We start from the raw sequence: 26577 nt of genomic DNA on the forward strand, positions 1-26577 counted from the left end.
AGTGCCCTCACTTAAAGCTTTTTTGCAACACCTTATCTATAAGCCCGTAATCCTTAGCTTCATCAGCACTCATAAAAAAGTCCCTATCGCTATCTTTTTGAATTTTAGCTAGTTTTTGTCCTGTGTTTTTGGCTAGAATTTCGTTTAAAGATTGCTTTAGTCTTAGCATTTCCTTAGCCTGAATTTCTATATCACTTGCCTGGCCTCTTGCTCCGCCTAAGGGCTGATGTATCATGATGCGTGAATTTGGCAGGGCAAATCTTTTACCCTTAGTTCCGCAAGAAAGCAAAAAAGCTCCCATTGAAGCAGCCTGTCCCATGCAGATAGTGCAAACATCGGGCTTTATATAGTTCATAGTATCATATATACTAAGACCGCTAGTTACCACTCCGCCGGGTGAATTTATGTATATATAAATATCCTTTTGAGAGTCCTCAGCCTCTAAAAAAAGTAGTTGTGCCACGATAGAAGCAGACACAGCGTCATCTATCTCGCCACTAAGCATTACAATCCTATCTTTTAAAAGGCGAGAGTATATATCATAACTTCTTTCGCCTCTGCTTGTTCTTTCTATGACATAAGGGATAAACATCACTTAGCCTCTGCTTTCTTTTTATCTTTTGGCATGAAAATATCGTTAAAGAGCTTTTCCTCTAGCAAGGACATTTTTATAATTGGTAAAACTCCTTGTTGTTTGTAGCTTTCAAGCAGTTTTTGAGGGTCAGTGCCGTATCTGTAGGCTTCAAAATACACAGTTTGTATAAGTTCTTGCTCACTCACTGCAATTTTTCTCAGTGCGGCTAGCTCGTTGATTATAAAAGTAAGCTTCACGCTCTTTACAGCCTCATCTCTAAAGCTTTCTCTTTTTTCTTTGTATTTGTTTTCATCATTTTTAAATTCTTCAAGCTCTTCTTTTGTGAAAGTGCTAACAGCGTTCCTAAACTGCACATCCATTTCTTGCTCTACAATGCCCTTTGGTATGTCAAAGACATATTTTTCAAGCAAGGCATCGGCTAGTTTTGTCTTTAGCTCCTCGTTTATAAGCTTGTAAATTTTTTCATTTTTAATTTGTTCTTTTAGCTTTTCATCCAAAAGCTCTTCACTTGCATTTTCTTCATTTGGCAAGAGTTTTTTTAGTAAATCCTCATCTAAATTTGGAAGCTTTAACTCCTGAATTTCGTGTAGTTTTACCTTAAATACAGCCTCTTTTCCTGCCAAGTTAGCAGCACCGTAATCATCAGGAAATTTCACCTTCACATCTCTTTGCTCACCTTTTTTCATACCTAGCATACCATCTTCAAAGCCCGGTATAAACTGCTTTGAGCCTATCTCTAGCACATAATTTTCTGCCTTGCCTCCATCAAAAGCCTTTTCATCCACAAAGCCTTCAAAGTCAAATTTAGCAAAGTCCTTTTCCTTAAGCTCTCTATCCTCGCTAATGGCTTCAGTTTTTGCGTAAGATTTAAGCAAATTTTCTTTTTTTTCATCTATCTCTTTTTTCGTAACCTTTGGGCTTTGATAGCTTGGTATAAGTTCTTCGTATCCGTTTAAATTTAAGCTTGGTTTAAAAGAAAGTATAAGTTCGCCTTGCAAACCCTCATCCTTTCTTTCTACTTTTTCAAAATAAGGCTCACCGACTAGGTCTTTTACTTCCTTGCCACTATCTTTTAAAGCCTTATCTATGCTTTCTTTTATCAAGGCTTGTTCAGCATCTTGTCTTAGCTCTTTTTCATATCTTTTTATGACGGCACTAACAGGGACTTTGCCCACTCTAAATCCGTCCATTTTCATAGTTTTTGCCGCTTTTGAAGCAAGTTTTTCTAACTCTTGTTTTATGTCTAAAGAGCTTATATCAATACTTAGTGAGGTATTAACTGTGTCTAATGCTTTAGCCTTTACATCCATATATTGTCCTTAAAAAAATTAAAATAAAAGCTATACTATACCAAATTTTTACTAATTACTTGCATAAAAATTCAAGTTATTTATGTTAAAATCTACTTTTTTAGACAAGGTTAAGAAATGCAAGAAAAATTTGAAAATCACATAAAAGATATACTCACTCTCATAGGAGAGGACCCCCAAAGAGACGGGCTTTTAAAAACTCCTAGCCGCGTTTTTAAGTCCTTTGAATTTTTAACAAGTGGCTATAAGCAAGACCCAAAAGAAATTTTAAGCAAGGCTCTTTTTGACAGCACAAACAACGAAATGATCCTAGTTAGAGACATAGAATTTTACAGCCTTTGTGAGCATCATCTTTTGCCCTTTTTTGGTAGGGCTCATATAGCTTATATACCGGATAAAAAGGTTCTTGGACTTAGTAAATTTGCCCGCTTAGTAGAGCTTTACGCAAGAAGATTACAAATACAAGAGCAACTAACAGAGCAAATTGCCGAAGCCTTGATAAGCTTTGTAGGTGCAAAAGGCGTTGGAGTGGTGCTTGAAGCAAGGCATATGTGTATGGAAATGCGTGGGGTGCAAAAGGCAAATGCCACAACCTTAACTTCAGCCCTAAGAGGTTCTTTTTTAGCAAATGAAAAGACTAGAAAGGAGTTTTTTTCCTTGATCAACTCAAGCAAACAGGTTAAATTTTAATGAGCCTAGAAAGCCTTAAAAAAAAGCTTGGCAAGGAAAATTTAAGCTCAGTTTTTGGAGAGATAACCAAAATTTCAGCCACAAATATAGAGCTTAAAGGCTTAAGGCTTAGCGTTGGAGACATAGTTAGGCTTGTTTCAAGTGAAAATGAAGCCTTGCAAACTCTGGCTATGGCTGTGGAGGTAAAAGAAAATTTTTCTTATCTAAGCCCTTTTTCTTTTGTGGAGGGCTTTAAGATAGGCGATAAAGCATTTTTAAGTGACGCTGGTATGCAAATAGGTGTAAGTGATGAGCTTTTAGGCAGGGTGGTTGATCCTTTTATGCGTCCAAAAGATGGCAAAGCTCCCATAGAGCCTAGCAAATTTATGCCTATAATGAGAGCACCCATTGACGCTATGAAAAGAGGACTTATAGAAGAAGTTTTTCCTGTGGGCGTTAAAACCATAGACGCGCTTTTAACTTGTGGTGTAGGACAAAAGCTTGGAATTTTTGCAGGAAGTGGGGTCGGAAAATCAACTCTTATGGGTATGATAGTAAAAAACTCAAAAGCAGCCATAAAAGTAGTAGCCTTAATAGGCGAAAGAGGCAGAGAAATCCCTGAATTTATACAAAAAAACCTAGGCGGTAAGCTAGATGATACCGTTATCATAGTAGCTACGAGCGATGATTCTGCCTTGATGAGAAAATACGGCGCCTTTTGTGCTATGAGTGTGGCTGAGTATTTTAAGGAGCAGGGAAAAGATGTGCTTTTTATAATGGATAGCGTAACTAGATTTGCTATGGCACAAAGAGAAATAGGCCTTGCACTTGGTGAGCCACCAACTACAAAGGGCTATCCACCTAGTGTTTTAAGCTTACTGCCTCAGCTTATGGAAAGAACGGGCAAAGAAGAGGGCAAAGGCACTATCACAGCTTTTTTTACCGTGCTTGTGGATGGCGATGATATGAGCGATCCTATAGCTGACCAAAGCCGCTCTATACTAGATGGACACATAGTTTTAAGCAGAGAGTTAACGGATTTTGGAATTTATCCGCCTATAAATATACAAAATTCAGCCTCTCGTGTGATGAATGACATTATAAGTGATGAGCACAGGCACTTAGCTAGGAAATTTAAGAGGCTAAATTCTTTGCTAAAAGAAAATGAGGTTTTGCTCCGTATAGGTGCGTATCAAAAAGGAAGCGATAAAGAGCTTGATATGGCTATAGCTAAAAAGGACTTTATGCAAAAATTTCTAAGCCAAAACCCAGAAGAAAGCTTTGAATTTAAAGACACTATAGAAATGCTAAAAGAGATAGAAATTCAACCCACACAACAGGTGCAAATAAACACTCCAAAAATGCAAGGCTAAATTAAAGCAAGGATTGAAGGCTAGTTGAAAAGCCTTATTAAAGGTATATGGACTATACAATGTTAAAAGATGAAATTTTTTTAGACCAAAAAGGCAAAAAACACATACTTACACAAAAAAACACAAGAACAATGGCTTTCTACTTTTAAGCTTGAAAATTTAGAACAAGGTTGTATACCAAAGCATAATAAAGCCATACAAGAAGCTTTGAATGGAAAGGAAATAAGAGTACAAAAAGGAAGCTTGTTAAAATTAGTTTCACAAAGAAGACAAGAATTTATACCACATATTAAAGCTGTGCTTGATGAACCTGATGTAATTATAAAGGAGCTAAGTGAAGAAATATTACTTGTTAAATATTTAAAACTTGATGATTGCTTTGTAAATGTTAGTTTTGATAACGGAGAATATCTAGTAAGCATATCTAACGGTATAAAAGAAGTAAGAAATTTGAAAAACAAGATAAATGCTGGTGCTAAAATAGTATATCAATCTCCAAACGCCAGTTCAAACTTGCAAACGCTTTTACAGACTTCGCGATACTCCGCCAACAAGATTAATATGCTAGATTATAATTAAAAAAATATGAAAAGTCAAGCTAAGCCCTAAACACTAGTTTAATTTAAAATCTCTTAAAAAGATAACCTAAACCCAAGCTCCCATTCACATTTATAAAACCTCCCTCATATGCTTGAGACATCACAGAGGCTGTAAAGTCTAAGTGTTTTGATACAGAAAAAGATACACCTGCAAATACATTTGCAAATAATTCTTTTTGATTTTCATAAGATATTTTTTCTTGTCCTATGCTCATTTCATAGTTCTTATCTCCAAAGACAGCTTTTCCATCAACTCCTTCTAAAGATATAAAAAAGCTTCCACTATCTAGTATTTTTCTATACTCTATACCTAAAACACCATATAAGCTTGTAAAAGTATTTGTGCTTCTGCTTATAGGTAGTAAGCCACTTTCTTTATACTCAGGCATATTATAATAGCTTCCTAATATACCAAGATAAGGTTTTAAACTATGTTCATTTTTAAATTCAAATCTATATCCAAGTCTAGCTTGTGCTCCTATATTATGTCTTTTATAATCTCCTTGATGAAGACTTAAACCAGCAAAAATTCTATCGTATTTATTATGATTATTTGCATAGTATCCTAATACATCAAGCTCAAGTGAATATGGCATATAAACTCTTGAGTATAAACCTAAACTATAGTTAAATCTATCTAAATACATTCCTTCAGTTTCTATACGAGAGTTACTTTTAGAAAGTGCATAATTATTAGTATTTCTATTAAAAGCAATATTATTATTTCTACTACTAAGATGAGCAATTCTACCTAACATATTATGATATATTAAATTCCCTTGATATGTTTTTCTTTCATCTTGCATAGTCTCAATCTGTTTTTCAACAGTACTAGCAGCAGTTCTTATAACATTATCATTTTCTATAAGAGAGCCATCTAAGGCTTCATAAATAGCATTATATATAGGGTCAGAGCTTGGTGGAGTGTTTGGACTTGGTGGAGTAGGTTTATCATCACTGCCGCCCTCATTTCCGCCTTGATTGCCGTCTCCGCCCTCATCAGAACTACAACCAGTATTTACATCACAAAATGCCAATAGGATTAGATAAGACATATCATCATTTTTAAGCAAGCTTCCTGTTAGTTGAAAAGAAACCGAGCCATTAAAAGTAGCTGAAGTTGTAGCATTTATAAAGCTAAAGCCGGTATCACTTCCTATGAAATTTAAAGTAGCTGAATGATCTAGAAAAAACGAATTTGCATGTATGCTAGAATTACCTGTTAATGATATATTGCTTCTGTAAGCTGAGAAAGAGCCACCTACTTTTAGGGTAGAATCTTGCAAATCCACACTTGAGCGGTAATAAAAGCCATTGCTTACAAAGCTATCTCCTTGTGCGTCGCTTTTAAAATCTCCACCTACTATAATTTCAGATCCTCCTTTGGCCACTAGATATCCTAAATAATCGCAATTATCTTCATCAATACAGCCAATACTAGGATCATTTTTACCATTTTCAAAGTTGCCATTTACAGTAAATTTTCCGCCGTTTTCTATTTCTACTAAGGCGTCTAGTCTTTCTTGAGGAGCTGTTGGATCAAACTCTCCTCCAGGATAAGGTCCGTCTTTTATAATGATATTTTCAGTGCCTCCATTATAAAAAGAACCTTTTATAGTGCTAGTGCCCGCACTTTGATAAAAATGTCCCCCGTGTGTTTCACGAGTATAAGCCTTCCCCATATAATAGAATTCTTGATCAATATAATAATAATTATACACATCAGCACCTATATAAAGTGTGCCGGAATGATTGATTATGGTTGCACCATGATCTGCAAGAGTTTGATTTATTAATCTTTTTACATTAGTTATATTTATGGTGGAGTTATCAAGTATTAAATTACCCCGACCTATAAAAAAAGTATTAATAGTAGTTATATCTATAGTTGAACCAGGATTTGCAAGTATAAGTGGACCAGTAAAAGACGCATAATTACTTGTATGATTATTACTAAAATTAAAATACACGCCATGAAGATAGCTATTATCTAGTGCAAACACACCATTGCTATTTGTGCTATTTAAATTCATAACCAACCTGCCTGAATCTACTATAATATAAGCTCTCATGTTGTAGGACTTATCCGTGACTAGTCGGTTGTCTGCTACTATGAATGTTGAGTTTTCAGGTCCTTGGTATATGAACTGTTTTTCAAAGTAGCTACTGAAAAATTGTAATGCGTCGCCATCAAATCTTCTAATTTCTCCATCATTTAAAGTAATATAGCGTTCGCCCATATTGAAACCATATATATCTAAGGCAAAAGAGTATGAATATAAAAGTGTGAGCAAAAATAATGCTTTTCTCATAAAAAATCTTTGTAAATTCAAGTTAAAAACGAGGAAAAATTATATAACAAAAAAAAAACGATTAATGAGGCTAACAAAAAAGCAAAAAATTTTAAAATTTTTTAAATTTCTACTAATCTCGTAAGCCTTCTAAAGATTTTAAAGGCAAAAGTAAGCTTAGTGCAAAGTAGTGAGGGCGTAGAAATGGCACTAGCTCATAAAAGCTACCCAACTTTTGGTGTGCAATTTCACCCAGAAGCGATTTTAAGCACTTATGGCAAAAGGCTTTTTAAAAATTGGCTTAGCTTGGCTTAAAAATATCTTAGTACATACAAATGCAAAAGTTAAGATTTTCATCGTAAACTAGCTCGTGCTAGAGCTTTTTTACGGTGTCGCAGGATTTGTATTGCGAGCTTTGAGGGTTAAAGCCGTCTATATTGTTAGCAAGCATTTCATCATACATTTTAAGCTTTTTGCTAAGCACTTCAAGCACGGATTGAAGCTCCTCTATATTGTCCTCAACAATTTCTTTTTGCCTTGCTATCATGTCTCTTCTTTCTTGTGCTGTGCCTTCGCCTTGATTTGCAAGGTGTATGTAGTGCCTTATGCTAGGTATGTCCATTTGGGACTTTCTAAGCCAATTTATCCAGCCAACCCACTCCACATCTCTTTTACTGAAATACTTTACTTTGTTATCGTCCTTTTGCACGAAAGGAAAAAGCCCTTTTTTCGCCCAAAAACGCAAGGTGTGAGATGAAACCCCTGTCTTTCTTTCTACTTCTATGATAGTATAAGCCATTTTCAACCTTTCTTTTATTTTGTACTATTATAAAGCATTAGAGTTAGTCTAAGTCAAGAGAAAAATAAAATATTTCAAAAAAAAATTTTAAGAAAAATGCTTGACTTAGACTAGCTCTCATCTTTTATAATGCTTTTGTAACTTTAAATTCTTTTAAGGGGGAAAACTTGAAAAGCATGGATTCAAGAAGAGAGTTTTTAAAAAACTCAGGCAAGGTGATGTTAGGTGCAGCGGCTTTGGCTAGTTTAGGCACGAGAGTTTTTGCACAAGATTTTAAAAGCTCAAAAAGCTCTATTCAAACTTTACCAAGCAGAATTTTAGGCAAAGATAAAGCGGCTTTAGAGGTTTCAGCACTAGGGCTTGGTTGTATGGGTATGAGTGCAAATCACGGAGTGCCACCGCCTGTAAAAGATATGATAAGGCTTTTGCACGAAGCTTTCGAGCTGGGTGTAAGGTATTTTGATACGGCTGAAATTTATGGACCACATACTAATGAAATCTTGCTTGGCAAGGCTTTTAAGGATAGACGCGATAAGGTAGTGATTGGAACTAAATTTGGACTTTACTATCCTTTTAAAGTGCAGCAACAAGATTCTAGTAAAAAGTCGATTTTTCGTGCGGTGGATGAGAGCTTAAAACGTCTTCAAACAGACTACATTGACCTTTACACCCAGCACAGAGTGGATACGGATACGCCTATTGAGGAGGTGGCACAAACGATGAGTGAGCTTATAAAAATGGGCAAGATTAGGCATTATGGCTTAAGCGAGGCGGGTGCAAGGACTATAAGAAGGGCACACAAGGTTTGTCCTATTACCTCAATACAAAGTCATTATTCTATGATGATGAGGGAGGTTGAAAGCAATGATGTTTTAAGCACTTGCGAGGAGCTTGGCATAGGATTTAGCGCGTATTCTCCATTAGAGCGAGGTTTTTTAGGTGGGCTTATGAATGAAAATACCAAATTTCATCCAGAGCTTGATATGAGGGCGTCTTTTCCTAGATTTACGCCTGAAGCTTTAAAGGCAAATCAAGTCTTTATAGAGTATCTAAGAGAGTTAGCAAAAAGCAAAAAGGTGGATGGCAAAGAAGCCACAACAGCACAAATTGCCCTAGCTTGGCTACTAGCACAAAAGCCCTTTATAATGCCAATCCCTGAAACTACCAAACTAGCACACCTAAAGCAAAATTTAGGAGCTTTAAAGATAAGCTTTAGCAAAGAAGAATTGCAAGAGATAGATACAAGGATAAAAGCGATAAAAATAGTAGGTGAGCGATACCCTGTGGGCTCAGCACAAGCTAAAAGCGTAGGACTTTAAAAAGATTTAATGTCAGGTGTTTTTAACGCAATAAATTCAAGCAAGCAAAACACTTGACAAGACTGTCATCACTCATATATTGTTATTAAGTTTGCACTCTTGATTAATGAACTAGCAGTTGTTATCATTTAGCGATAAAATTTGTACTAAATAAAGAAAAAAATTCAAGCAAAGCAAAATATATTTAGTAAAATATATGCACAAGGAGTTTAAATGAAGATAAAAAGATTTCCTAGACTAGACGGAGACCTAGCTTGGTTTGAGCTTTGCAAGGATAAGAACGAAGATATAGGCAAAAAACTCAAAAGCGATATAAATGTAGATATATGCGTCGTGGGTGCTGGTATAGCTGGTTTTAGCACAGCGAATTTCCTAGCAAAACAGTATCCAAATTCAAAAATCGCCCTAGTAGAAGCACTAAAAATAGGTCAAGGAACAAGCAGCAGGAATGCCGGATTTATAATAGATTTACCACACAATGTTGACGGATTTGAGCCAAATTTAGAACATGATCTTAAGATATATGAGTTAAATTGCTTTGCCATAGACATCCTAGATAAGATTGTGAAAGAAAACAACATACAGTGTGATTGGCAAAAAATAGGAAAATACATGTGTGCTCACGAAAGCTCGAATTTGCAAGGTTTAGATAATTTTGAAAAACATTTAAAGCCGTGTGGATTTGAATTTCAAAGGATAAAAGGCAAGGATTTGGAAGCAAGGCTAGGAACTAGCTATTACAAGGAGGCTGTATTTACGCCTAATAATATCTTAATGAACCCATCAGCCCTAATGAGAGGCCTAATAAAAAGCTTGCCTAAAAATGTAGAAGTTTTTGAGCAAAGCCCTATCATAGAAGTAAAATACGGCAAGCAAAAGGTGCTTAAAAGCTACGCAGGCTCTGTAACTTGCGAAATTTTGGTTCTAGCACTTGATACTTATTTAGAGGAATTTGGCTTAGTTAAAAACAGACAAGCACCTATTTTTACTTACGGTTCTTTAACCCAGAGGCTAAGTGATGAGGAATATGAAAGGTATTTTAAAGACATAAAGCCTTATGGATTAACCTCCGCACACCCTGCCGGAACGACGGTTCGCTTCACTCCCGATAGGAGAATTTTTGTTAGAAATGTGCTTGATTTTATGCCAAATTTAACTTGCAGCGAGCATGATTTAAGAAGGGCCTTTGAGCAACACAGGCTTTCTTTTGAGGCTAGATTTCCTAATCTTAAACACAAGAATTTCGAATTTACTTGGGGCGGGACGCTTTGTATGACTTTAAATCACGAAAGCGTTTTTGGTGAAATTGATGATAATGTTTTTGCAATGAGCGGAAGCAATGGAGTTGGCATGGCTAAAGGGGTTTATCTTGGGTATTATATGGCTGATTTGATAGCGAAAAAGAGCTCAGAAAATTTGGACTTTATAATCAAGCACAACAAGGCAAATTTTATACCGCCTGAACCACTAAGATCCATAGGCGCTAAGATAAGACTGTGGTACGAGCAAAAAAATGCGGCAAATGATATATAAAAAGCTTGATTTTGAATTTGCCCTTGTTAGATTTTTACAGGCTAGCCTTTGCTGGCTAATTTCATGCTATAGCTTAATCAGCCCTAGCTAAGCGGTATTTGCATGTTTTGGCTTGGGTATCGTTAAATTTTACTTAACATAAAGGAGAGATAATGAAAAGATTTTTAGAAGATGAGAGAATGTCGCAAGTTGTATTGCACGACAATGGCTTTTTCGAGACTGCCGGGCAGGTTTGTGAGGACACAAAACAAGATATAAAAACACAAACTAAACAAAGCCTGGATAATATAGACGAGGTTTTAAAAAGCATAGGCGCCACAAAGGCTAATATAAGCAGAATTCAAATTTGGCTTAATGATATGAGCGACTTTGAAGCCATGAATGAAGTGTATGATGAGTGGGTAAAAGACATCCCAAAACCTGCAAGAGCTTGCGTGGGAGCTACTTTGGTTGAGGGGTATTTGGTGGAAATTCAAGCCTTTGGAGCCTTATAAAGCTCTTACTTTGTAGTCAGTTTCTTAATTTGCTCAGTCACGGCCGCAACGCCCTCGTCCGTGCTATTTTGCACGGACTGTTTTAATTTATTGACAAAAAATTTACAAATGCAAGGCTTTTAAAAAGTCCTTTTTTGCATCTTTTTTTGAGTATATATCATAAAATTTTCCCTTAAATTCAAAGCTAAGATTATAAGAATGCAAGCAAAGCCTGGTTGCTAGGCATAATTTTAAAAGTTCTTTTTCGCTTACAAGCTCATCTAAAATTCTTTCAATATCACCTTTTTCTAAACCATACAAACAGTCTCCTAAAATTCTATATCCGCTGTAAAATAAATGCGCTCTTAGCTGATGTTGTCTGCCTGTAAGTGGTTTGCAAAGCAAAAAAGAAGCGTCTAAATCCTTAAAATACTCAAGCCTTGTAAAGAGTGAAATAGCCTTTTTCCCACTATCACAAGGCCTTACTCTAATTTTTACATCATCGTAATCATCAGCAAGAGCCAAAGCTTTATTAACCGTGAATTCCCTAGGAGTTTCGCCCTTAACTAGGGCTAAATACTGCTTTTTTATCTCTTTGTTTTCAAACATCTTTTTAAGCTCAATCTGTGCATTTTTATTTTTTGCAACTAATATAAGACCACTTGTTTGCTTATCAAGTCTGTGTGCCACACAAGCTTGCTCACCCCAAAGAGCCCAAATTTCATCGCAGAGACTGTATTTGCAGTGTCTGCCATTTGGGTGGCTTAAAACGCCACTAGCCTTTTCAAGCACGGCAAAATCATCTTCTTCAAACACTACTTCCACGCCTTGTGCCTTGTTTTCATATACAAGCAATTCTATCTTGCCGCTTAAAAACTCGTTTTTTTTGCTCACCGGCACATCATTACAAAATAATCTTTTTTTATCTATCAATCTTTGAGCACGGGACATAGATATATTTTGTTCTTGCATAAGAAGCTCGTAAGCTCTTAAATTCCGGAGTTTGAGCTCCTTTTTTATGTAGGGCATTTTTATCCTCAATTTTAAGATTAAATTTAAAAAATTTTAATACATAATAAAACTTTTTTTCAGTAAAATCAAAACTCATTTTATAAACAAAAGGCTTAAAAAGTGGTTCAAAGATATAGCAGAAAAATTATGGCTGATAAGTGGAGTATAGAAGCAAAATACTCATATTGGCTAAAGGTTGAGTTAGCCGCTGTTAAGGCTTGGAATGAGCTAGGTTTTATAAGCGATGGGGATTGTGAAAAGATTTGCAAAAATGCAAGTTTTGATGTAGCTAGGATAGATGAGATAGAAAAAGAAACAAAGCACGATGTGATAGCTTTTTTAACATCCATAAGTGAAAATTTAGGCGAGGAAAGCCGCTTTTTACACTACGGCATGACAAGCTCTGATTGTATAGATACGGCTCTGGCTTTACAGATGAAAGAAAGCTTAGAACTTATTTTAGAAGATTTAAAGCTCTTGCTTGAAGCCATTAAAAAAAGAGCTTATGAGCATAAAAATACCCTTATGGTAGGTAGAAGCCACGGAATTCACGGCGAGCCTATAAGCTTTGGGCTTGTGCTTGGGATTTGGTATGATGAGCTTAAAAATGCAAGGTCTTTGCTAATAAACGCAAAAGAGCTTATAAGCTATGGAAAATTAAGCGGAGCTATGGGAAATTTTGCACACTCACCGCTTGAGCTTGAGGAAAAAACTTGTGAGCTTTTAGGCTTAAAAGCAGCCCCTATTTCAAATCAAGTAGTGCAAAGAGATAGACATGCACAAGTCGTATCAGCCCTAGCTATTTTGGCTGCAAGTTGTGAAAAGATAGCCGTTGCGATAAGGCATTTTCAAAGAACTGAAGTTTATGAGGCGGAGGAGTATTTTTCTAAGGGACAAAAGGGAAGTTCAGCTATGCCGCATAAAAGAAATCCCGTGCTAAGTGAGAATGTAACCGGACTTTGCAGAATTATAAGAGCCTTTGTAAATCCAGCCTTAGAAAATGTAGCTTTGTGGCACGAAAGAGACATAAGTCATTCAAGCGTGGAAAGATTTATGCTGCCTGATATTTTTATCACAAGTGATTTTATGCTTGATAGACTTACAAAGCTTATAGAGAACTTACTTGTTTATCCAAAAAATATGATGAAAAATTTAAATCTAACAGGGGGCTTAGTCTTTTCGCAAAGAGTGCTTTTAGAATTACCATTAAAAGGACTTAGCAGAGAAGAGTCTTATAAGATAGTGCAAAGAAATGCTATGAAGGTCTGGCAAGATTTAGGCGAGGGTAAAAAGGCGATAAATGAAAAAAATGAAAGCTTATTCTTACTAGCCCTGCTTGAGGATGAGGACTTAAGGGCTAGGATGAGCGAGGAGGACATTAGAGCTTGTTTTGATTACTCATACTACTTAAGAAATGTAAATTCTATCTTTTCTAGAGTATTTAAATAAATTTAAAGGTTTTTTATGAAAGTTATAAAAAGAAATGGTCGCACAGAAGAACTTGATATATCAAAGATCAAAAAATGCACAAATGACGCAGTTGCAGGGCTTGAGGGTGTAAATGTAAGTGAGCTAGAACTAGATGCTAAAATTCAGTTTAGAGACGGAATTTCAACCGAAGAAATTCAAAAAACTCTTATAAAAACTGCTGTTGATAAGATAGATGTGGATTGTCCAAATTGGACCTTTGTGGCAGCTAGGCTCTTTTTGTATGACTTATATAAAAAAGCAAATGGTATGAATAGATACAATCACTTAAGGGATTATTTTTCAAAGGCTGAAAAAGAAGGCAGGATGATACTTGGCTTAAAAGAAAAGTATGATTTAGATGACTTAAATGAGTATATAAAGCCAGAAAGAGACTTGCAATTTACTTATCTTGGCATAAAAACCCTTTATGATAGGTATCTTATAAAGGATAAAAAGGCAAATCCTATCGAGCTGCCGCAACAAATGTTCATGGGCATAGCTATGTTTTTAGCTCAAAATGAGTTTAATCCTCAGGAATGGGCTAAGAAATTTTATGATTTAATCTCCAAATTTGAAGTTATGTTAGCTACTCCAACCCTTTCAAATGCAAGAACCACAAGACATCAGCTAAGCTCTTGTTATATAGGAAGCACGCCTGATAATATAGAAGGAATTTTTGATTCTTTTAAGGAAATGGCTTTGCTTTCAAAATTTGGCGGAGGCATAGGCTGGGATTGGTCTAAGGTCAGGGCTATGGGCGGTAGTATAGACGGACACAAAAACGCCGCAGGAGGTATAGTGCCATTTTTAAAGATAGCAAATGACATAGCAGTAGCAGTTGATCAGCTAGGCACAAGAAAGGGAGCTATCGCTGTTTATATCGAGCCTTGGCATATGGATATAAATGATTTTTTGGAGCTTAGGAAAAATTCAGGCGAGGAAAGAAGAAGAACGCACGAGCTTTTCCCAGCACTTTGGATAAACGATATATTTATGCAAAGGGTGAGAGATAATGGAATTTGGACTCTTTTTGACCCGGCTGATACGCCTGATTTATGCGATTTGTACGGAGATAAGTTTAAAGCAAGATACGAAGAATACGAAAAAGATGAAAGCATAGTAAAAGAAAGGATAGAGGCAAAAGAGCTTTGGAAAAAGGTCTTGCTAAATTATTTTGAAACAGGACTTCCTTTTTTATGCTTTAAAGATAGTGCAAATAGCGTAAATCCAAACGCACATGACGGGCTTATAAGAAGCTCAAATTTATGCACTGAAATTTTTCAAAACACAGAGCCAAATTATTATCAAATAGAAGTAAGATACGAGGACGGCAGTGTCGATTGCTACGATGAGGAGGAAATCATCATCATAGACACAGGACACCAAAAGCCAGCCAAAAAGATAAGCACCCTAGATAGCATAAACGGCAAAAAAGTCTATATAGTAGAAAAGCACAAGCACAACGGCAAAACCGCGGTTTGCAACCTAGCCTCTGTGAATTTAAGCAAGGTAAAAACAAAAGAGGATATCCAAAGGGTCGTGCCTACTGCCATTAGAATGCTTGATAATGTGATTGATTTAAATTTCTATCCTCATTTAAAGGTAAAGGATACAAATTTACAAACAAGAGCCATAGGACTTGGGGTTATGGGCGAGGCACAAATGCTTGCTGAGGAGGGCATTTATTGGGGTTCTGAGGAGCATTTTCACAAGATAGATAAGATAATGGAAAATATAAGCTATGAGGCCATAAACGCTTCTGCTTCTTTGGCTGCTGAAAAAGGCGTGTATCCTAAATTTGAGGGTTCTAATTGGAGCAAAGGGATTTTTCCTATAGACTTAGCAAACAAAAAGGCAAAGGCGCTCACCCTAAGAGACGGGCTTTTTGAGCAAAGCGACTGTGATTGGGAGAAGCTAAGAGCTAGGGTGAAAAAGGTAGGCATGAGAAATGGCTATCTTATGGCCATAGCTCCGACTTCGTCCATATCTATTTTGGTTGGAACCACTCAAACCATAGAGCCTATATATAAACGCAAGTGGTTTGAGCAAAATTTAAGCGGGATGATACCTTGCGTGGTGCCAAATTTGAATTTAAACACCTGGAACTACTACACTCCAGCTTACGAACTAGACCAAAGAGTGCTTGTAAAGGCTGCTGCTGTGCGTGGAAAGTGGATAGACCAAGGACAGAGCCTAAATATCTTTATGTCCTTAGACAAGGCAAGCGGGGGTTATCTAAATGATATTTATATGCTTGCTTGGGAGCTTGGACTGAAATCAACTTATTATCTAAGAAGCGAAAGCCCAGATAGCAACAAAATAGACACAGTAGATAGAAGCATAGAGTGCGAGGGTTGCCAATAAAATCCCTAGAGCTTCTAGGGATTAATTTTCACCTTTTTATAAGTGCTTTTTTACACACCCTCCCTTTTTTGTCTTTAAAACACTCAAAGCCTTAAATTCAAAGCTTTTAACGCCCCGCTTTTTATCTTTTTCAAAAATATCTTTTGTGCTTTCTTGCATTGTGTTTCCTTTGTATATTTAGATTTTCAAAGCATTCTCTAAATGCGCCTTATACTCAGCCTTAAATTTCTCAACTTGCGGATTTTTCACCACATCATTACAGATAAAAGTTGGCAACGCCTTTAAGCCCATAAACTCGTGCGCCTTATGCAGATGTAAATACACCCCATCGACACCCACGCCGCCAAAAAACTCATTTTTATCATTAAAGGCTTCTAGCGGGGCATTCCAAGTGAGGCTAAACATGTATCTTTTATCTTGCAAAAGCCCGCCTGTGCCGTAATTCTTAGTCGGATTATCCCTGTGGCGTCCATCGCTAGTGAAAAACTTACCAGCCCCGGCCATATAGACTTTATCGATGTATTCTTTGACTATCCAAGGCTCGCCCATCCACCAGCCGGGCATTTGGTATATCCACACATCAGAATCTAGGAGCTTTTTTACTTCAGATTCTACCGTGTAGCCTTTGTCGATATGTGTTTCAAGCACCTTATGTCCTAGAGAGCTTAAAGTCTCTTTTGCCACTTCTTGTAAGGTTGCAGAGAGCCTGCCCTCACTACTTCCAAATTTTTTAGAGCCATTTAGTAAAAGTATCGTTTTCATTGCTTTTCCTTTATAGTTTAGCTTCCAAGCTTTTCATATCAATCACAAAGCGAAAATCTGCCTTGCCCTCGGCAACCTTTTTATACGCAGAGTTTAACTCGCTAATTTTAATAATCTCCACTTTTGGATAAATGCTATGTTTTACCGAAAAGTCCAACATTTCTTGGGTTTCTTTAATCCCGCCTATAAGTGAGCTATAAAGCCTTTTGTTTTGAAGTTGCCAGATGAAAGTCTGTGAATTTAAGCTGGGTGCGTCTTTGTGTGAGGGTAGTCCCACTATCGCCATTTCCCCGCCAAATTTCAGCATTGCGCGGTAAGCGTTGATGTCGTAATGATAGGGGATTGTTGAGATGATGAAGTCAAAAGTATTAGCAAATTCTTTAAATCTCGCACTTTTGACATTGACAAATTCCTTTGCCCCCAAGGCCTTGCACGCATTTTCTTTATCCACAATATCAAAGCAAGTAACTTCAGCTCCTAGCTTTACCATGTATTGCAAAGCCATATGTCCAAGTCCGCCAACACCTGCCACAGCAACCTTTTGCCCTTTAGAAACCTTGCTAAACATTATAGGCGAATAGGTGGTAATACCGGCACAAAGAAGTGGTGCGACTTTCTCAATCTCGGCATTCTTAGGTACTTTGATAGCAAATTTTTCGCTCAAAACAATGTTGTTTGAATACCCGCCATAGGTATTCTCGCCCCCATGGAAGACATCTTTGGAATTATAAGTAAAAACCGTTTTGGCATTGCTGCAGTACTGCTCTTTGCTTGCTTTGCACGCCTCGCATTCCCCGCAGCTATTGACCATACAGCCCACTCCAGCATAATCGCCGACCTTAAATTTGCTCACCTTATCGCCCACTGCCACGACTTTGCCCATTATCTCATGACCTGGCACCATAGGATAGCTTGGCGAGCCATGATCGCCACTAACAGCGTGCAAATCGCTATGGCAAATCCCCGCATATAAAATCTCTAAAAGCACATCATTTTGCCCTAGCGGATGGCGGGTAAATTCATAGGGTTTAAATTTCCATTCTTTGCTAAATGCCGCATAGCCGCGTGCTGGTATTCTCTCTCCACTTTTAAAAGGGATTTTAGAATCTCCTAACAGCCTTACACCTGTGTTTGTAGGGTCTGTCCTAGAATTTGCAAAAAGCGCACTAACTCCCATAGCAGCTAACGCCACTCCGCCGGCAACTTTCGCACCTGTTTTTAAAAACTCACGCCTTTCTTGCATAAAAACTCCTTAAATCAAGATATTTTAGAATTTTAGTTTCGTAGCAAAATTATAAAAGATGAGAGTTGGTCTAAGTCAAGGGGTAAATAATTAAAATTTAAACTTTAGTGCAGAATTATTTTTAAGCTTTTGAAAGGCTCTTATATAATTTTTGACTAAGATTAAATGAGGAAATTTTACTTTATACGCATTTAATTATGTTTTGATTTTTCTATTCAAACTCCCTTTTTATCCTACGCACATCTTTCATAAATCTTATATATTTCAATGCCCCCCCCCGTTTTATATTTTGCACTAAAGCTTCTCCAAGTTTATAAGCTAAACTCTCTTTTTCTTTTAAGGCACTTTCATAGTCTGGATAACTATCTAAAGGAGGAAGCTTTAAAAAAGCGTTGTTTGAAATTTTGTCATCATAAGCTCTTTGCTCAGCTTTGTGTTTTTCTTTTATATAAGATAGAATAAAAGGCATTCTTATAAAGCCCTTTAAGGACTTTGAATTTTGCAAAAAGGCAAGTCCTAGTTTATAAGCTAGATGGTTTTGCACCCTAAATTTTGCACTTGTGTAGATATTTGGGCAAAGCTCATTCATTAAAAGTTGCCTTTTTCCTGTCTTATTTTTAGGTAAAAAGCTCTCATAAAGTGCTATGATAAAAGATTTTACATCATTTAGATATTTAAAGAAAAAGAAATCAAAAACAAGAGCCATTAATCTTTTCTCATAAAAAGCTCCATTTTCCTTAAAGCCTAAATTTTGCACTATATCTAAATGCCTTTCATCCAAGCCTTGAATTTGATAAAGCTCTTCATTTTGCCCTATTATATCACTTGCTTTGTGGATTAAATTTATGCTTATATCAAAGTCGCTTAAGAAAATTTTTACATTGTAACCTTCTTGTATGCATTGCAAAGCTATATCATTTTCTAAGGCAAAATTTTGCAAATCTTTTATGGCATTTATATTTTTATTATAAAAGCTTAAAAACATAAAAAAGTCTCTGCTATCTTTAAGTTCATTTACAGGCAAGGCTGGTATAGGAATTTTATCCTCGCCCTTGTATCTTTTTAGCCAAATTTTATGATTTACATACCATTCATTAAAGCAGTAAAAAGAGGCTGGGTTATACCAAAATTTAGAAAGTCCTAAGCCGTGTATGAGCTTTGTTTTTATATCCACATTTTCAAAAAGATAAAGCAAGGAATTTAAGCCTAAATCTTTTGCATTTTTAAAAGAAAAATCAAAGCTCTTAGCCACTATAGAAAAGATTTCCTCATCATAAAGGCATTTATAGTCCTTTTCGTGCATTATAGAGTATAAAAGCTCAAAGCAAAGAGTGGTCAAATTTCTAACGCCTTCTTTTTCAAAAATCTTTTTGTTAAAATACAAAAAGCCTCCATTACACTTTGGATGGGTGCTTAAATCCACAGCTAAGCCTCTTTCTTTGAAGTAGGCATTTGCACTTTGAGTGTTATATACATCAACCTTTGCACAGTAATCCTGCTCTAAATCAAGTAAGCATTCAAAAGAATCACAAACTAACATATCCACATCTAAAAGTACCAAACCCTTAGTGCTTTTAGGACTTTTTTCAAGCAAATCAAAAATATAAAATTTAGCAAAGGCAAATTTGCTATAATTTTTTAAGAATTGGTGCTCTTTTATATAGCTTGAATGCCTTACATCCCTTGAAAAATCCTCATCGCTATATCTTATAAACTCTATAGCCTCGCTGTAAATACTTTGAATTTTTGCTAAGGTGCTTTCATCTATGCCATCATACATTATGTAAATTTTATCTATCAAATGCTCGTTATATCTTTTAAGCCCTATGATGACATTTGCTAAGGCAAAATCATACCTTTCATCGCTAGATAAAAAAATGCTAATCTTACTCATAAACCCTCTTTAAAAATAAAGGCTCATTTTATCAAAAAAAAAAAAAACAAAATATTTAATTAAACTTGTTTTAAAAGCAAGATTAAGGATAACTTTATTTTTAGCTTTGTGTGTAAGCATACAAGGGCGAAGGGGTTTTAAAACTCGCCCCTCTTTTATATTTTATTTACCCCTAGCTTCTTTTAAAGCCTCTTTATACTCACTATCGCTAACCAAATTTTCCCAAGCTACATTCTTGCCGTCTTTTTCTTGATTTAAAGCTATGTGAGAGCCTTTGCTTGTATCAGTGGCGCCGTGAAAATGCCTCACATTTGGAGGACAAGAAATCACATCGCCTTTTTTAGCGATACTTGCTTTTTGTCCGGGCACTTTTGTAAGAATCTCACCTTCTGTTACGATGAGTGTCTGTCCTGCGGTATGCGTATGCCACGCAGATCTAGCGTTCTTGCTAAATTCTACTAAAGCCCCGCCAAAGTCCCTCCAAGAATCTGATTTAAACATCATAGAAACCTTAACATCGCCGCTAAAGATTTTAGAATCTCCTTTTAAGCTAGCAAGCTCACCGCTTTTTGTGATTGTCTGTGTATCAGCCATCGCCACACCTCCTAAAAGTGTTAGTATAAATAGTGTTTTTTTCATCACACAGTCCTTTGAATGAAATCATAGAATTTAGCAAAGCAAATTCTAAAAAGCATTATAAAAGATAAGAGCTAGTCTAAGTCAAGAGGTTTTGTAGATTTTATATTTGATACAACAAGGCATAACACAAATAAAATATCTCTCATAAATTTGTTATAATAGCACCTTTAACACAAAAAACAAAGGCATAAAATGGCAAGTATAGAGGAAATAATAGAGGATAATGCAAAAGAGCAGTTAAGAAATCTAGGCATTGCGTATTTCACAAAAACGCAAAATATCAACACGCAGATAGAAGAAGCCCTCAAAAGATACCCAAGCAAAAAGGGAGGCGAGGGAGGCAATCGCCCCGATATAAAACTTTTCTTGCAAGATGAAAATTTACGCAAAATGCCTGTGATGATAGAAGTCAAAGGCACAAGAGGCAAATTGCAAAAGCTTAAACACGATGAAGTTGAAAATCTTGATAAAAATGGTAATTTTAATTTCACAAACATTAGTGATTATGCCTTAAATGGTGCGGTGCATTATGCCAATGCTATTTTGGATTACACTGATTATGATGAAGTTATAGCCGTAGGTATCAATGGCTATGAGGACACTAAAGAGCTAAAGCAAGAATACGCCTTTTATTATCTTAATCGCAAAAATCTCTCTGTGCCTAAAAAGATTGGCGATTTCAAAGACCTCTCAATCTTTTCTAAAGAGCATTTAAGTGAATTTTTACGCACCATAGATTCTTTAAGTCTTAGTGATAAAGAACGTGAAAAAACTATAGAATCTTTAGAAAGCGATATAGAATCTAAGTTAAACACCCTTAATCAATTCCTACACGATGAGCTTTTAAACATCAACCCAAATATGCGTGTAGCTCTGCTTGTAGGTATGATAATGGCAGCACAGGGCGTAAAGGACAAGGTTTCACCACTAAAGCCCGATGAGCTCAAAGGAGAGCTAGGAGCAAATTCCAACGATGGCATTATCTTTATCAATAAAATCAAAGATTTTCTAGCCGAAAGGAAGCTCCCACAAGAAAAAATTGCCCTGTTAATCAATGAATTAGAAAAAGCCTTTATCCACTCAAATTTATGGAACAAATCAAGCTATACCAACACTCTTTTGCAAACAAACGATGAGACCCCACTTAAAAAAACCTACACAATCGTGTGCGATAATATCCTCCCGCTTGTCAAAAAGCTCCAAACCGCTGACATCGCAGGTAGACTCTTTAATTCCCTGACCAAATGGCTAGCCGTGCCAGATAATGAAAAAAACGATGTAGTGCTAACACCTCGCTATGTCGTTGATGTAATGGTAAAACTTGCTAAGGTAAATAAAGATTCTTATGTGTGGGATTACGCCACAGGCTCGGGAGCCTTTCTCATCTCTGCTATGAATGCGATGATAAAAGATTGTGAAAATATAAAAAGCCCCAAGGAAAAAGGACTAAAAATCGCTAATATCAAAGCCTACCAGCTTTTAGGTATAGAAAAGCGAGTTGATATTTATCTGCTTGGAATCTTAAATATGATTTTGCTTGATGATGGTAGTGCAAATTTACTCAACAAAGACAGTCTTACGCAGTTTGAGGGCAATTATGAGCAAGGCGAGAAAAAGGGTAAGAACTTCCCAGCCGATGTCTTTTTGCTAAATCCTCCCTATTCTGCAAGTGGCAAGGGCTTTATCTTTGTAGAGAGAGCCTTAAAACGTATGTCTAAGGGTAGAGCGGTTATCATTATCCAAGAAAACGCAGGTTCAGGTAATGGACTTCCCTACACAAAAGAGATTTTAGAGCATTCCACACTTATAGCAAGTATTAAAATGCCTTCAGATTTATTTGTAGGCAAAAGCAGTGTGCAAACAGCTATCTATGTCTTTGATGTAGGCACAAAGCACGATATAAAACAAAAGGTAAAATTTATAGATTTTAGCACAGATGGCTACACAAGAGCCGCAAGGAAAAAATCAAAAGCAAGCGTGAATCTAAAAGACACGGATAACGCTAAGGCAAGATATGAAGAGCTTGTAAATGTCGTGCTATATGGAAGCTCTTATTTGAATTATTACAAAGATCATTATATCGAGGATTGTATAAATTTAGAAGGTAAGGACTGGACTTACGCACAGCACAAAAGCATAGATACAAAGCCCACACTAGAGGACTTTAAAAAATGCGTAAGCGAGTATCTAGCGTGGGAGGTTAGCAATGTGCTAAAAAATAATGCCAAAGAGAACTTGCTGGGAAAATACTAAGCCCTCGCTTGAGAAAGCTTGAAGAAAATTTCAAGCAAAGCGGGGGCAAATGGCAGGAATTTAGAATCGGCGATTTGTTTAGTGTCAAATCTAGTAAAAAAATTTTTCACGCTAACAATATAGAAATACTCGATAATCAGGCAGAAAAATCTTATCCATATGTTGTTCGTTCTACTAGGAATAATGGTATAAGAGGCTACATTATGGAAAATAAAGAATTTTTAAATCCAGCCAATACCCTGTCTTTCGCACAAGATACTTTTAGTGTGTTTTATCAAGAACAAGCATATTTTACGGGAAATAAGGTTAAAATTTTAATTCCAAAAATAAAAAAATTTAATCGCAAAATTGCAATTTTTATGACTTCTATATACAGCAAAGTATTACAAGATTTTACTTGGGGTATAGGCTCAACAGAAGATTCTATAAAAGACATCATTATCTCCTTGCCCGTGCTTACAAATGGCGAAATAGCCTTTGAGTATATGGAATCCTATATTAAAGAACTTGAGGCAGAAAGACTAGAAGAACTTGAGGCATATCTCTTAACTACTGGCTTAAAAGATTATAAGCTTACAGAGCAAGAAAAAGTAATTTTGCAAGACTTTGCAAAATTACAAGATGAAAATTCTAAACGGGGGGGGGCATTTAGTAGCCTAGAGGATTATTTACTCTATGGTGGCTCTCTTTTAGATTCTAAGAAACAAAATTTCATCACTCACGCTCTTTCTTGCCTCACACAAAGGGCATTAAAAAGCCTTGATACTAGCAAATGGCAGGAATTTAGAATCGGCGATTTGTTTGAGATTCATACAGGACGAGATGTGATTATAGGTAGAGTCGAAAATGGCACTATCCCGCTCATTAGCCACCAAAATAATAATAATGGCGTGGCAAAATATATAAAAAAGCTTGATAATAGAATCTTATTTGACCACAAGACTACTATTTCTTTAGCTGATAGAGGTGTATTTTGTGCTTTTACGCAAAGTCAAGATTTTCACATAGGCACAAGGGTAAAAGCTTTGATTTTTAAAAATAAAAATGTCTCAAAAGAAGTAAGATTATTCTTTGTTGTTGCTATCAATATGTTGCAAGTTAAATTTATAGAATACGCCCAAAACGCTACCGATAAATTGCCGGATTTACAAATTCTCCTCCCAGTGCTTCCTCCAGATTCTACAAAGGCAGAATCTGTCAATGACAAATACAACATAGACTTTGCCTTTATGGAATCTTTCATAAAAGAGATTGAGAAAGAGCATTTTTTAAGCCTCATAGAGTATTATCATAAAGAAATGAGTGCCTATAATGAAGTGCTAGAAACTAACGGGGGGGGGGCATTAAGCTTTAAGCTAGAGGAGTATTTAAGCTTTTATGAAAGCTATAAAACTACACAAGCACATAGCACGCAACTACAATGGCAGGAAGTTAGAATCGGCGATTTGTTTAAAAAGGTATCAGCGAAATTCGTAGGAAAAGGCGATAAATTTAAAGCTGTTTCAAAAACAAAAGATAATATCTATAAAATACCTGTCGTCTATGCCAAATTTGGAGATAATGGCATTATGTATTGGGCTAGGGAGGGAGATTTTGAAACACACGACAATATTATTTCAATTGTATATAATGGCGCAATAGCAGCTGGTAAAGTGTATGCTCAAAAAGAAAAAACGGGAATCTTGGCGGAAAGTTATTTTATAAGGCTTAAAGAATACAAGGTAAGTTTTGAAGTAAATTTATTTTTAAAATGTGCCTTAGAAAAATCATTATATGAAAGATTTTCTAGGGAAAATTTAGCGACTTGGGATAATAAAGTAGAAAATGAATTTATCTCCCTGCCCGTACTTCCAAATGGCGAAATAGCCTTTGAGTATATAGAATCTTTTATAAAAGCTCTGCAAAAAGAACTTATAAAAGAAGTAGTTTTATGGAATGAAAAAGAGTTAAAAGTTAGCAAAGAGCTTATACAAAAATTATAATTAATTATTTTTGTAAATTTCTTGGACTAATACTAGGATTTGATTCTTAGTCTCACTCTTTGCAAAATACCCCTTACAAGAGAGGTAGTTTTAAGCCTTTGCAAAGTTTTGCTGTAAGCATTGATGTATAAATTTTTACTCAAAGATATAGTCCTAAAATTTTTAAGCCTGATAAGTTTTTTTTGTATCAAGCTTAAATATAGCGTTTGTAAAATTCCTCTAACTTACCCAGTGCCTGTGCCACCACATTTGGCTTAAAATATGTCTGTATGTGCGTAGAATCTTTAAGCTTAAAAAGCTCCTTTGTATCTGTGCCACTTGCCCTTTTATACGCCTCCTCGCTCATATATGCCGTATCTGCCTTATCGCCTACCATTAGCAGCAAGGGCCTATTTATAAGCTCGATTTGATTGAGCGTATCAAAAGCTATAAGTTTTAAAAGTGAAGCCGTGGTGTAAGCAAAGCTAGAATTTGGGTGTGCGTGTGTGTCGCCGTAATACACCATTCCCTCGCGGTATAAATCCGTGTCAATCTTGGCTAGTTCTGCCTCACCTAATTTCACGGGGGCAGCTCCAGTGTAGAGTATCTCTCCTAGAGCCTGTTTTTCTCTTGCCTTTGAAGCTTCCTCTAGGCGAGTTTGTATGCTTGATTTTTGAGAGTCTAAAAAGCCATTGCGTCTTACAAGTCCTGTGTTAAACATACTAAGCGTTGCTATTGCTTTTAGGCGTTTGTCTGTTTGCGTGGCTTTTAAAGTGTAGCCTCCACCACCGCAAATCCCTAAAATCCCTAGGCGATTCTTATCCACACCCTTAAAATTCGAGATAAAATCCACAGCCGCGCGTATATCCTCCACTCTATTAGACGGAGTATCAACATTTCGCGGCATTCCCTCACTTGCTCCTTGATAGAGTGCATCAAAAGCTATGCTTACATAGCCCATTTGTGCGAGATTTTGTGCATACAAGCCTGCCACTTGCTCTTTAACGCCACCATTTGGGTGAGCCACCACTATAGCAGGATACTTGCCACTAGCTGTAAAGTTTGCTGGTAGATAGACATTTGCCACTGCCTTAAGCCCTCTTGTTTTATAAGAGACTTGCTTTATATTTACCTTGCCTTTTTCGTTTTTGCTTATGGCATTTTCATACACTAAGCCAAAGGGATTTTTAGAGGCGTTACGCTCGGCTTCTTTGCTTGGGTTTAGCGTATTTTGTTTAAACTTAACTTTTTGGTTTTTGTTAGAATCTGCAAAAGCATTTGAAAATGCACCCGCAAGTAAAACTCCACTAGCTAAACCTACAAAATTTCTTAAAAAATTCCTACGACTCGATTTTTTCATCTTTTCTCCTTGAAAATTTTTTATGAAATTCTAAAACCTAACACCTAGTGTCTGTCAAGGAGAAAAAGAAAAATTTGATTAAATTTCTATCTTGGGCTTGATAAAATCTATACAATCATTAGAAACTACAGCAGGAAAAGCTTCTAAAACTTCGCCCTTTTCTTGCGTTTGACATAGTCTTTATTAAGTGGATTTATATCATCTTTTTGTTTGGCTATCATTTCTTTATAATATGCTACTTTATAATCAAGCTTTTCTAGCACTACTTGGAGTTTTTCTATATCATCAAGCGTTTTTTGTCTCTGTCTTTGGATAATCTCTAGCCGCTCTTGTGCAGTATTCTCGCCCTTAGCACATAGTGTAATGTAGTATTTGATATCCTCTATACTCATACCAATTTGACGGTAACAATCTATCCAAAACACCCATTGCACATCTTTCTCGCTAAAATACCGCACGCCATTGCTATCCTTTTGCACAAAAGGAAAAAGCCCCTTATCCGCCCAAAATCTAAGTGTTCTAGAGGCTACACCTGTTTTTCTCTCTACTTCTATGATAGTGTATGCCATAGTTTTATCCTCTTTTTTAAAATATTATAGCATATTACATCAAGTGTTAGCTTTTATTTAAAGTCTTATGTAAATTTAGCACAAAAGTTA

The 26577-nt window shown here is 36.2% G+C and carries 22 protein-coding genes and 1 pseudogene; 11 read left to right on the top strand and 12 right to left on the bottom strand.

Annotated elements, in window-relative coordinates; genetic code table 11:
- Positions 1-7: 7 nt before the first annotated feature.
- Together clpP and tig are read right to left on the bottom strand one after the other, a co-directional pair.
- Complete coding sequence (gene clpP / locus CAV_RS00075; RefSeq protein WP_094324476.1) at positions 8-592, bottom strand: ATP-dependent Clp endopeptidase proteolytic subunit ClpP; 585 nt, start codon at positions 590-592, stop codon at positions 8-10.
- Positions 592-1905, bottom strand: a complete 1314-nt coding sequence (gene tig, locus CAV_RS00080) for a trigger factor (RefSeq protein WP_094324477.1) — start codon at positions 1903-1905, stop codon at positions 592-594. Before tig ends, clpP begins: the two co-directional genes overlap by 1 nt.
- A gap of 117 nt (positions 1906-2022) precedes the next feature.
- On the opposite strand from tig, the gene folE reads away from it, so the two are divergent.
- The 3 genes and pseudogenes from folE to CAV_RS00095 form a co-directional block, all read left to right on the top strand.
- Positions 2023-2595 carry a GTP cyclohydrolase I FolE gene (gene folE, locus CAV_RS00085; RefSeq protein WP_094324478.1) on the top strand — a complete coding sequence of 191 codons (573 nt, stop codon included), beginning with the start codon at positions 2023-2025 and terminating at the stop codon, positions 2593-2595.
- Complete coding sequence (gene fliI, locus CAV_RS00090) at positions 2595-3947, top strand: flagellar protein export ATPase FliI (RefSeq protein WP_094324479.1); 1353 nt, start codon at positions 2595-2597, stop codon at positions 3945-3947. The genes folE and fliI overlap by 1 nt, the downstream gene beginning before the upstream one ends.
- Before the next feature lie 141 nt (positions 3948-4088).
- Positions 4089-4526 (top strand): annotated as a pseudogene (locus tag CAV_RS00095) (hypothetical protein); the annotation flags it as partial.
- A gap of 43 nt (positions 4527-4569) precedes the next feature.
- Here CAV_RS00095 and CAV_RS00100 read toward each other — a convergent pair.
- Positions 4570-6858: an autotransporter outer membrane beta-barrel domain-containing protein gene (locus CAV_RS00100; RefSeq protein ID WP_094752775.1), complete on the bottom strand. Its 2289-nt coding sequence runs from the start codon at positions 6856-6858 to the stop codon at positions 4570-4572.
- 135 nt (positions 6859-6993) lie between these two features.
- Here CAV_RS00100 and CAV_RS00105 point away from each other — a divergent pair, with 135 nt between their 5' ends.
- Positions 6994-7152: a glutamine amidotransferase-related protein gene (locus tag CAV_RS00105; RefSeq protein ID WP_286006192.1), complete on the top strand. Its 159-nt coding sequence runs from the start codon at positions 6994-6996 to the stop codon at positions 7150-7152.
- A gap of 58 nt (positions 7153-7210) precedes the next feature.
- On the opposite strand, the gene CAV_RS00110 is transcribed toward CAV_RS00105, so the two are convergent.
- A complete protein-coding gene (locus tag CAV_RS00110) occupies positions 7211-7636 on the bottom strand; it encodes a MerR family transcriptional regulator (RefSeq protein WP_094324496.1) in 426 nt (141 codons plus the stop codon).
- Positions 7637-7812: 176 nt separating this feature from the next.
- Between CAV_RS00110 and CAV_RS00115 the strand changes: the two genes are divergently transcribed.
- The 3 genes from CAV_RS00115 to CAV_RS00125 all read left to right on the top strand — a co-directional run bounded on the left by CAV_RS00115 (position 7813) and on the right by CAV_RS00125 (position 10982).
- Positions 7813-8955 (top strand): aldo/keto reductase, encoded by a 1143-nt coding sequence (locus CAV_RS00115; RefSeq protein WP_094324512.1) that lies wholly within the window; start codon positions 7813-7815, stop codon positions 8953-8955.
- Positions 8956-9168: 213 nt separating this feature from the next.
- On the top strand, positions 9169-10488 hold the full coding sequence (locus CAV_RS00120; protein WP_094324497.1) for an NAD(P)/FAD-dependent oxidoreductase: 1320 nt from the start codon (positions 9169-9171) through the stop codon (positions 10486-10488).
- Between the two features lie 149 nt (positions 10489-10637).
- On the top strand, positions 10638-10982 hold the full coding sequence (locus CAV_RS00125) for a RidA family protein (protein ID WP_094324498.1): 345 nt from the start codon (positions 10638-10640) through the stop codon (positions 10980-10982).
- 102 nt (positions 10983-11084) lie between these two features.
- Here the strand turns inward: CAV_RS00125 and CAV_RS00130 are convergent, their stop codons facing one another.
- Positions 11085-11990, bottom strand: a complete 906-nt coding sequence (locus tag CAV_RS00130; protein WP_094324499.1) for an RluA family pseudouridine synthase — start codon at positions 11988-11990, stop codon at positions 11085-11087.
- Between the two features lie 102 nt (positions 11991-12092).
- On the opposite strand from CAV_RS00130, the gene purB reads away from it, so the two are divergent.
- Complete coding sequence (purB, locus tag CAV_RS00135; RefSeq protein WP_094324500.1) at positions 12093-13421, top strand: adenylosuccinate lyase; 1329 nt, start codon at positions 12093-12095, stop codon at positions 13419-13421.
- A 15-nt stretch (positions 13422-13436) separates the two neighbouring features.
- Positions 13437-15806, top strand: a complete 2370-nt coding sequence (locus CAV_RS00140) for a ribonucleoside-diphosphate reductase subunit alpha (RefSeq protein WP_094324501.1) — start codon at positions 13437-13439, stop codon at positions 15804-15806.
- A 36-nt stretch (positions 15807-15842) separates the two neighbouring features.
- Here the strand turns inward: CAV_RS00140 and CAV_RS09160 are convergent, their stop codons facing one another.
- The 5 genes from CAV_RS09160 to CAV_RS00160 form a co-directional block, all read right to left on the bottom strand.
- Positions 15843-15965, bottom strand: a complete 123-nt coding sequence (locus tag CAV_RS09160) for a hypothetical protein (protein WP_261786917.1) — start codon at positions 15963-15965, stop codon at positions 15843-15845.
- An 18-nt stretch (positions 15966-15983) separates the two neighbouring features.
- Entirely contained in the window at positions 15984-16568 is a 585-nt protein-coding gene (locus CAV_RS00145; protein ID WP_094324502.1) for an NAD(P)H-dependent oxidoreductase, read from the bottom strand.
- A 10-nt stretch (positions 16569-16578) separates the two neighbouring features.
- The gene (locus tag CAV_RS00150; protein ID WP_094324513.1) at positions 16579-17685 is read right to left on the bottom strand and encodes an NAD(P)-dependent alcohol dehydrogenase; all 1107 of its coding nucleotides are present in this window, start codon (positions 17683-17685) and stop codon (positions 16579-16581) included.
- A 337-nt stretch (positions 17686-18022) separates the two neighbouring features.
- Positions 18023-19705, bottom strand: a complete 1683-nt coding sequence (locus tag CAV_RS00155) for a glycosyltransferase (protein ID WP_094752776.1) — start codon at positions 19703-19705, stop codon at positions 18023-18025.
- 162 nt (positions 19706-19867) lie between these two features.
- A complete protein-coding gene (locus tag CAV_RS00160) occupies positions 19868-20299 on the bottom strand; it encodes a cupin domain-containing protein (RefSeq protein WP_094324514.1) in 432 nt (143 codons plus the stop codon).
- A gap of 237 nt (positions 20300-20536) precedes the next feature.
- Here CAV_RS00160 and CAV_RS00165 point away from each other — a divergent pair, with 237 nt between their 5' ends.
- Positions 20537-22597 (top strand): HsdM family class I SAM-dependent methyltransferase, encoded by a 2061-nt coding sequence (locus CAV_RS00165; RefSeq protein WP_094324504.1) that lies wholly within the window; start codon positions 20537-20539, stop codon positions 22595-22597.
- Between the two features lie 8 nt (positions 22598-22605).
- A complete protein-coding gene (locus CAV_RS08955) occupies positions 22606-24579 on the top strand; it encodes a restriction endonuclease subunit S (protein WP_094752777.1) in 1974 nt (657 codons plus the stop codon).
- A gap of 193 nt (positions 24580-24772) precedes the next feature.
- Here the strand turns inward: CAV_RS08955 and CAV_RS00175 are convergent, their stop codons facing one another.
- Both CAV_RS00175 and CAV_RS00180 read right to left on the bottom strand, forming a co-directional pair.
- Complete coding sequence (locus CAV_RS00175) at positions 24773-25918, bottom strand: alpha/beta hydrolase (protein WP_094324507.1); 1146 nt, start codon at positions 25916-25918, stop codon at positions 24773-24775.
- 143 nt (positions 25919-26061) lie between these two features.
- Complete coding sequence (locus CAV_RS00180; protein ID WP_094324508.1) at positions 26062-26487, bottom strand: MerR family transcriptional regulator; 426 nt, start codon at positions 26485-26487, stop codon at positions 26062-26064.
- Between the last annotated feature and the right edge of the window lie 90 nt (positions 26488-26577).

The sequence above is a fragment of the Campylobacter avium LMG 24591 genome, assembly GCF_002238335.1.
GTDB classification, from domain to species: Bacteria; Campylobacterota; Campylobacteria; order Campylobacterales; family Campylobacteraceae; genus Campylobacter_D; species Campylobacter_D avium.

What these genes read in the sequence shown, in the direction of transcription:
- clpP (WP_094324476.1), bottom strand. Translation starts at nt 592, where the DNA reads ATGTTTATCCCTTATGTCATAGAAAGAACAAGCAGAGGCGAAAGAAGT.
- tig (WP_094324477.1), bottom strand. Translation starts at nt 1,905, where the DNA reads ATGGATGTAAAGGCTAAAGCATTAGACACAGTTAATACCTCACTAAGT.
- folE (WP_094324478.1), top strand. Translation starts at nt 2,023, where the DNA reads ATGCAAGAAAAATTTGAAAATCACATAAAAGATATACTCACTCTCATA.
- fliI (WP_094324479.1), top strand. Translation starts at nt 2,595, where the DNA reads ATGAGCCTAGAAAGCCTTAAAAAAAAGCTTGGCAAGGAAAATTTAAGC.
- CAV_RS00100 (WP_094752775.1), bottom strand. Translation starts at nt 6,858, where the DNA reads ATGAGAAAAGCATTATTTTTGCTCACACTTTTATATTCATACTCTTTT.
- CAV_RS00110 (WP_094324496.1), bottom strand. Translation starts at nt 7,636, where the DNA reads ATGGCTTATACTATCATAGAAGTAGAAAGAAAGACAGGGGTTTCATCT.
- CAV_RS00115 (WP_094324512.1), top strand. Translation starts at nt 7,813, where the DNA reads ATGGATTCAAGAAGAGAGTTTTTAAAAAACTCAGGCAAGGTGATGTTA.
- CAV_RS00120 (WP_094324497.1), top strand. Translation starts at nt 9,169, where the DNA reads ATGAAGATAAAAAGATTTCCTAGACTAGACGGAGACCTAGCTTGGTTT.
- CAV_RS00130 (WP_094324499.1), bottom strand. Translation starts at nt 11,990, where the DNA reads ATGCCCTACATAAAAAAGGAGCTCAAACTCCGGAATTTAAGAGCTTAC.
- CAV_RS00140 (WP_094324501.1), top strand. Translation starts at nt 13,437, where the DNA reads ATGAAAGTTATAAAAAGAAATGGTCGCACAGAAGAACTTGATATATCA.
- CAV_RS09160 (WP_261786917.1), bottom strand. Translation starts at nt 15,965, where the DNA reads ATGCAAGAAAGCACAAAAGATATTTTTGAAAAAGATAAAAAGCGGGGC.
- CAV_RS00145 (WP_094324502.1), bottom strand. Translation starts at nt 16,568, where the DNA reads ATGAAAACGATACTTTTACTAAATGGCTCTAAAAAATTTGGAAGTAGT.
- CAV_RS00155 (WP_094752776.1), bottom strand. Translation starts at nt 19,705, where the DNA reads ATGAGTAAGATTAGCATTTTTTTATCTAGCGATGAAAGGTATGATTTT.
- CAV_RS00160 (WP_094324514.1), bottom strand. Translation starts at nt 20,299, where the DNA reads ATGGCTGATACACAGACAATCACAAAAAGCGGTGAGCTTGCTAGCTTA.
- CAV_RS00165 (WP_094324504.1), top strand. Translation starts at nt 20,537, where the DNA reads ATGGCAAGTATAGAGGAAATAATAGAGGATAATGCAAAAGAGCAGTTA.
- CAV_RS00175 (WP_094324507.1), bottom strand. Translation starts at nt 25,918, where the DNA reads ATGAAAAAATCGAGTCGTAGGAATTTTTTAAGAAATTTTGTAGGTTTA.
- CAV_RS00180 (WP_094324508.1), bottom strand. Translation starts at nt 26,487, where the DNA reads ATGGCATACACTATCATAGAAGTAGAGAGAAAAACAGGTGTAGCCTCT.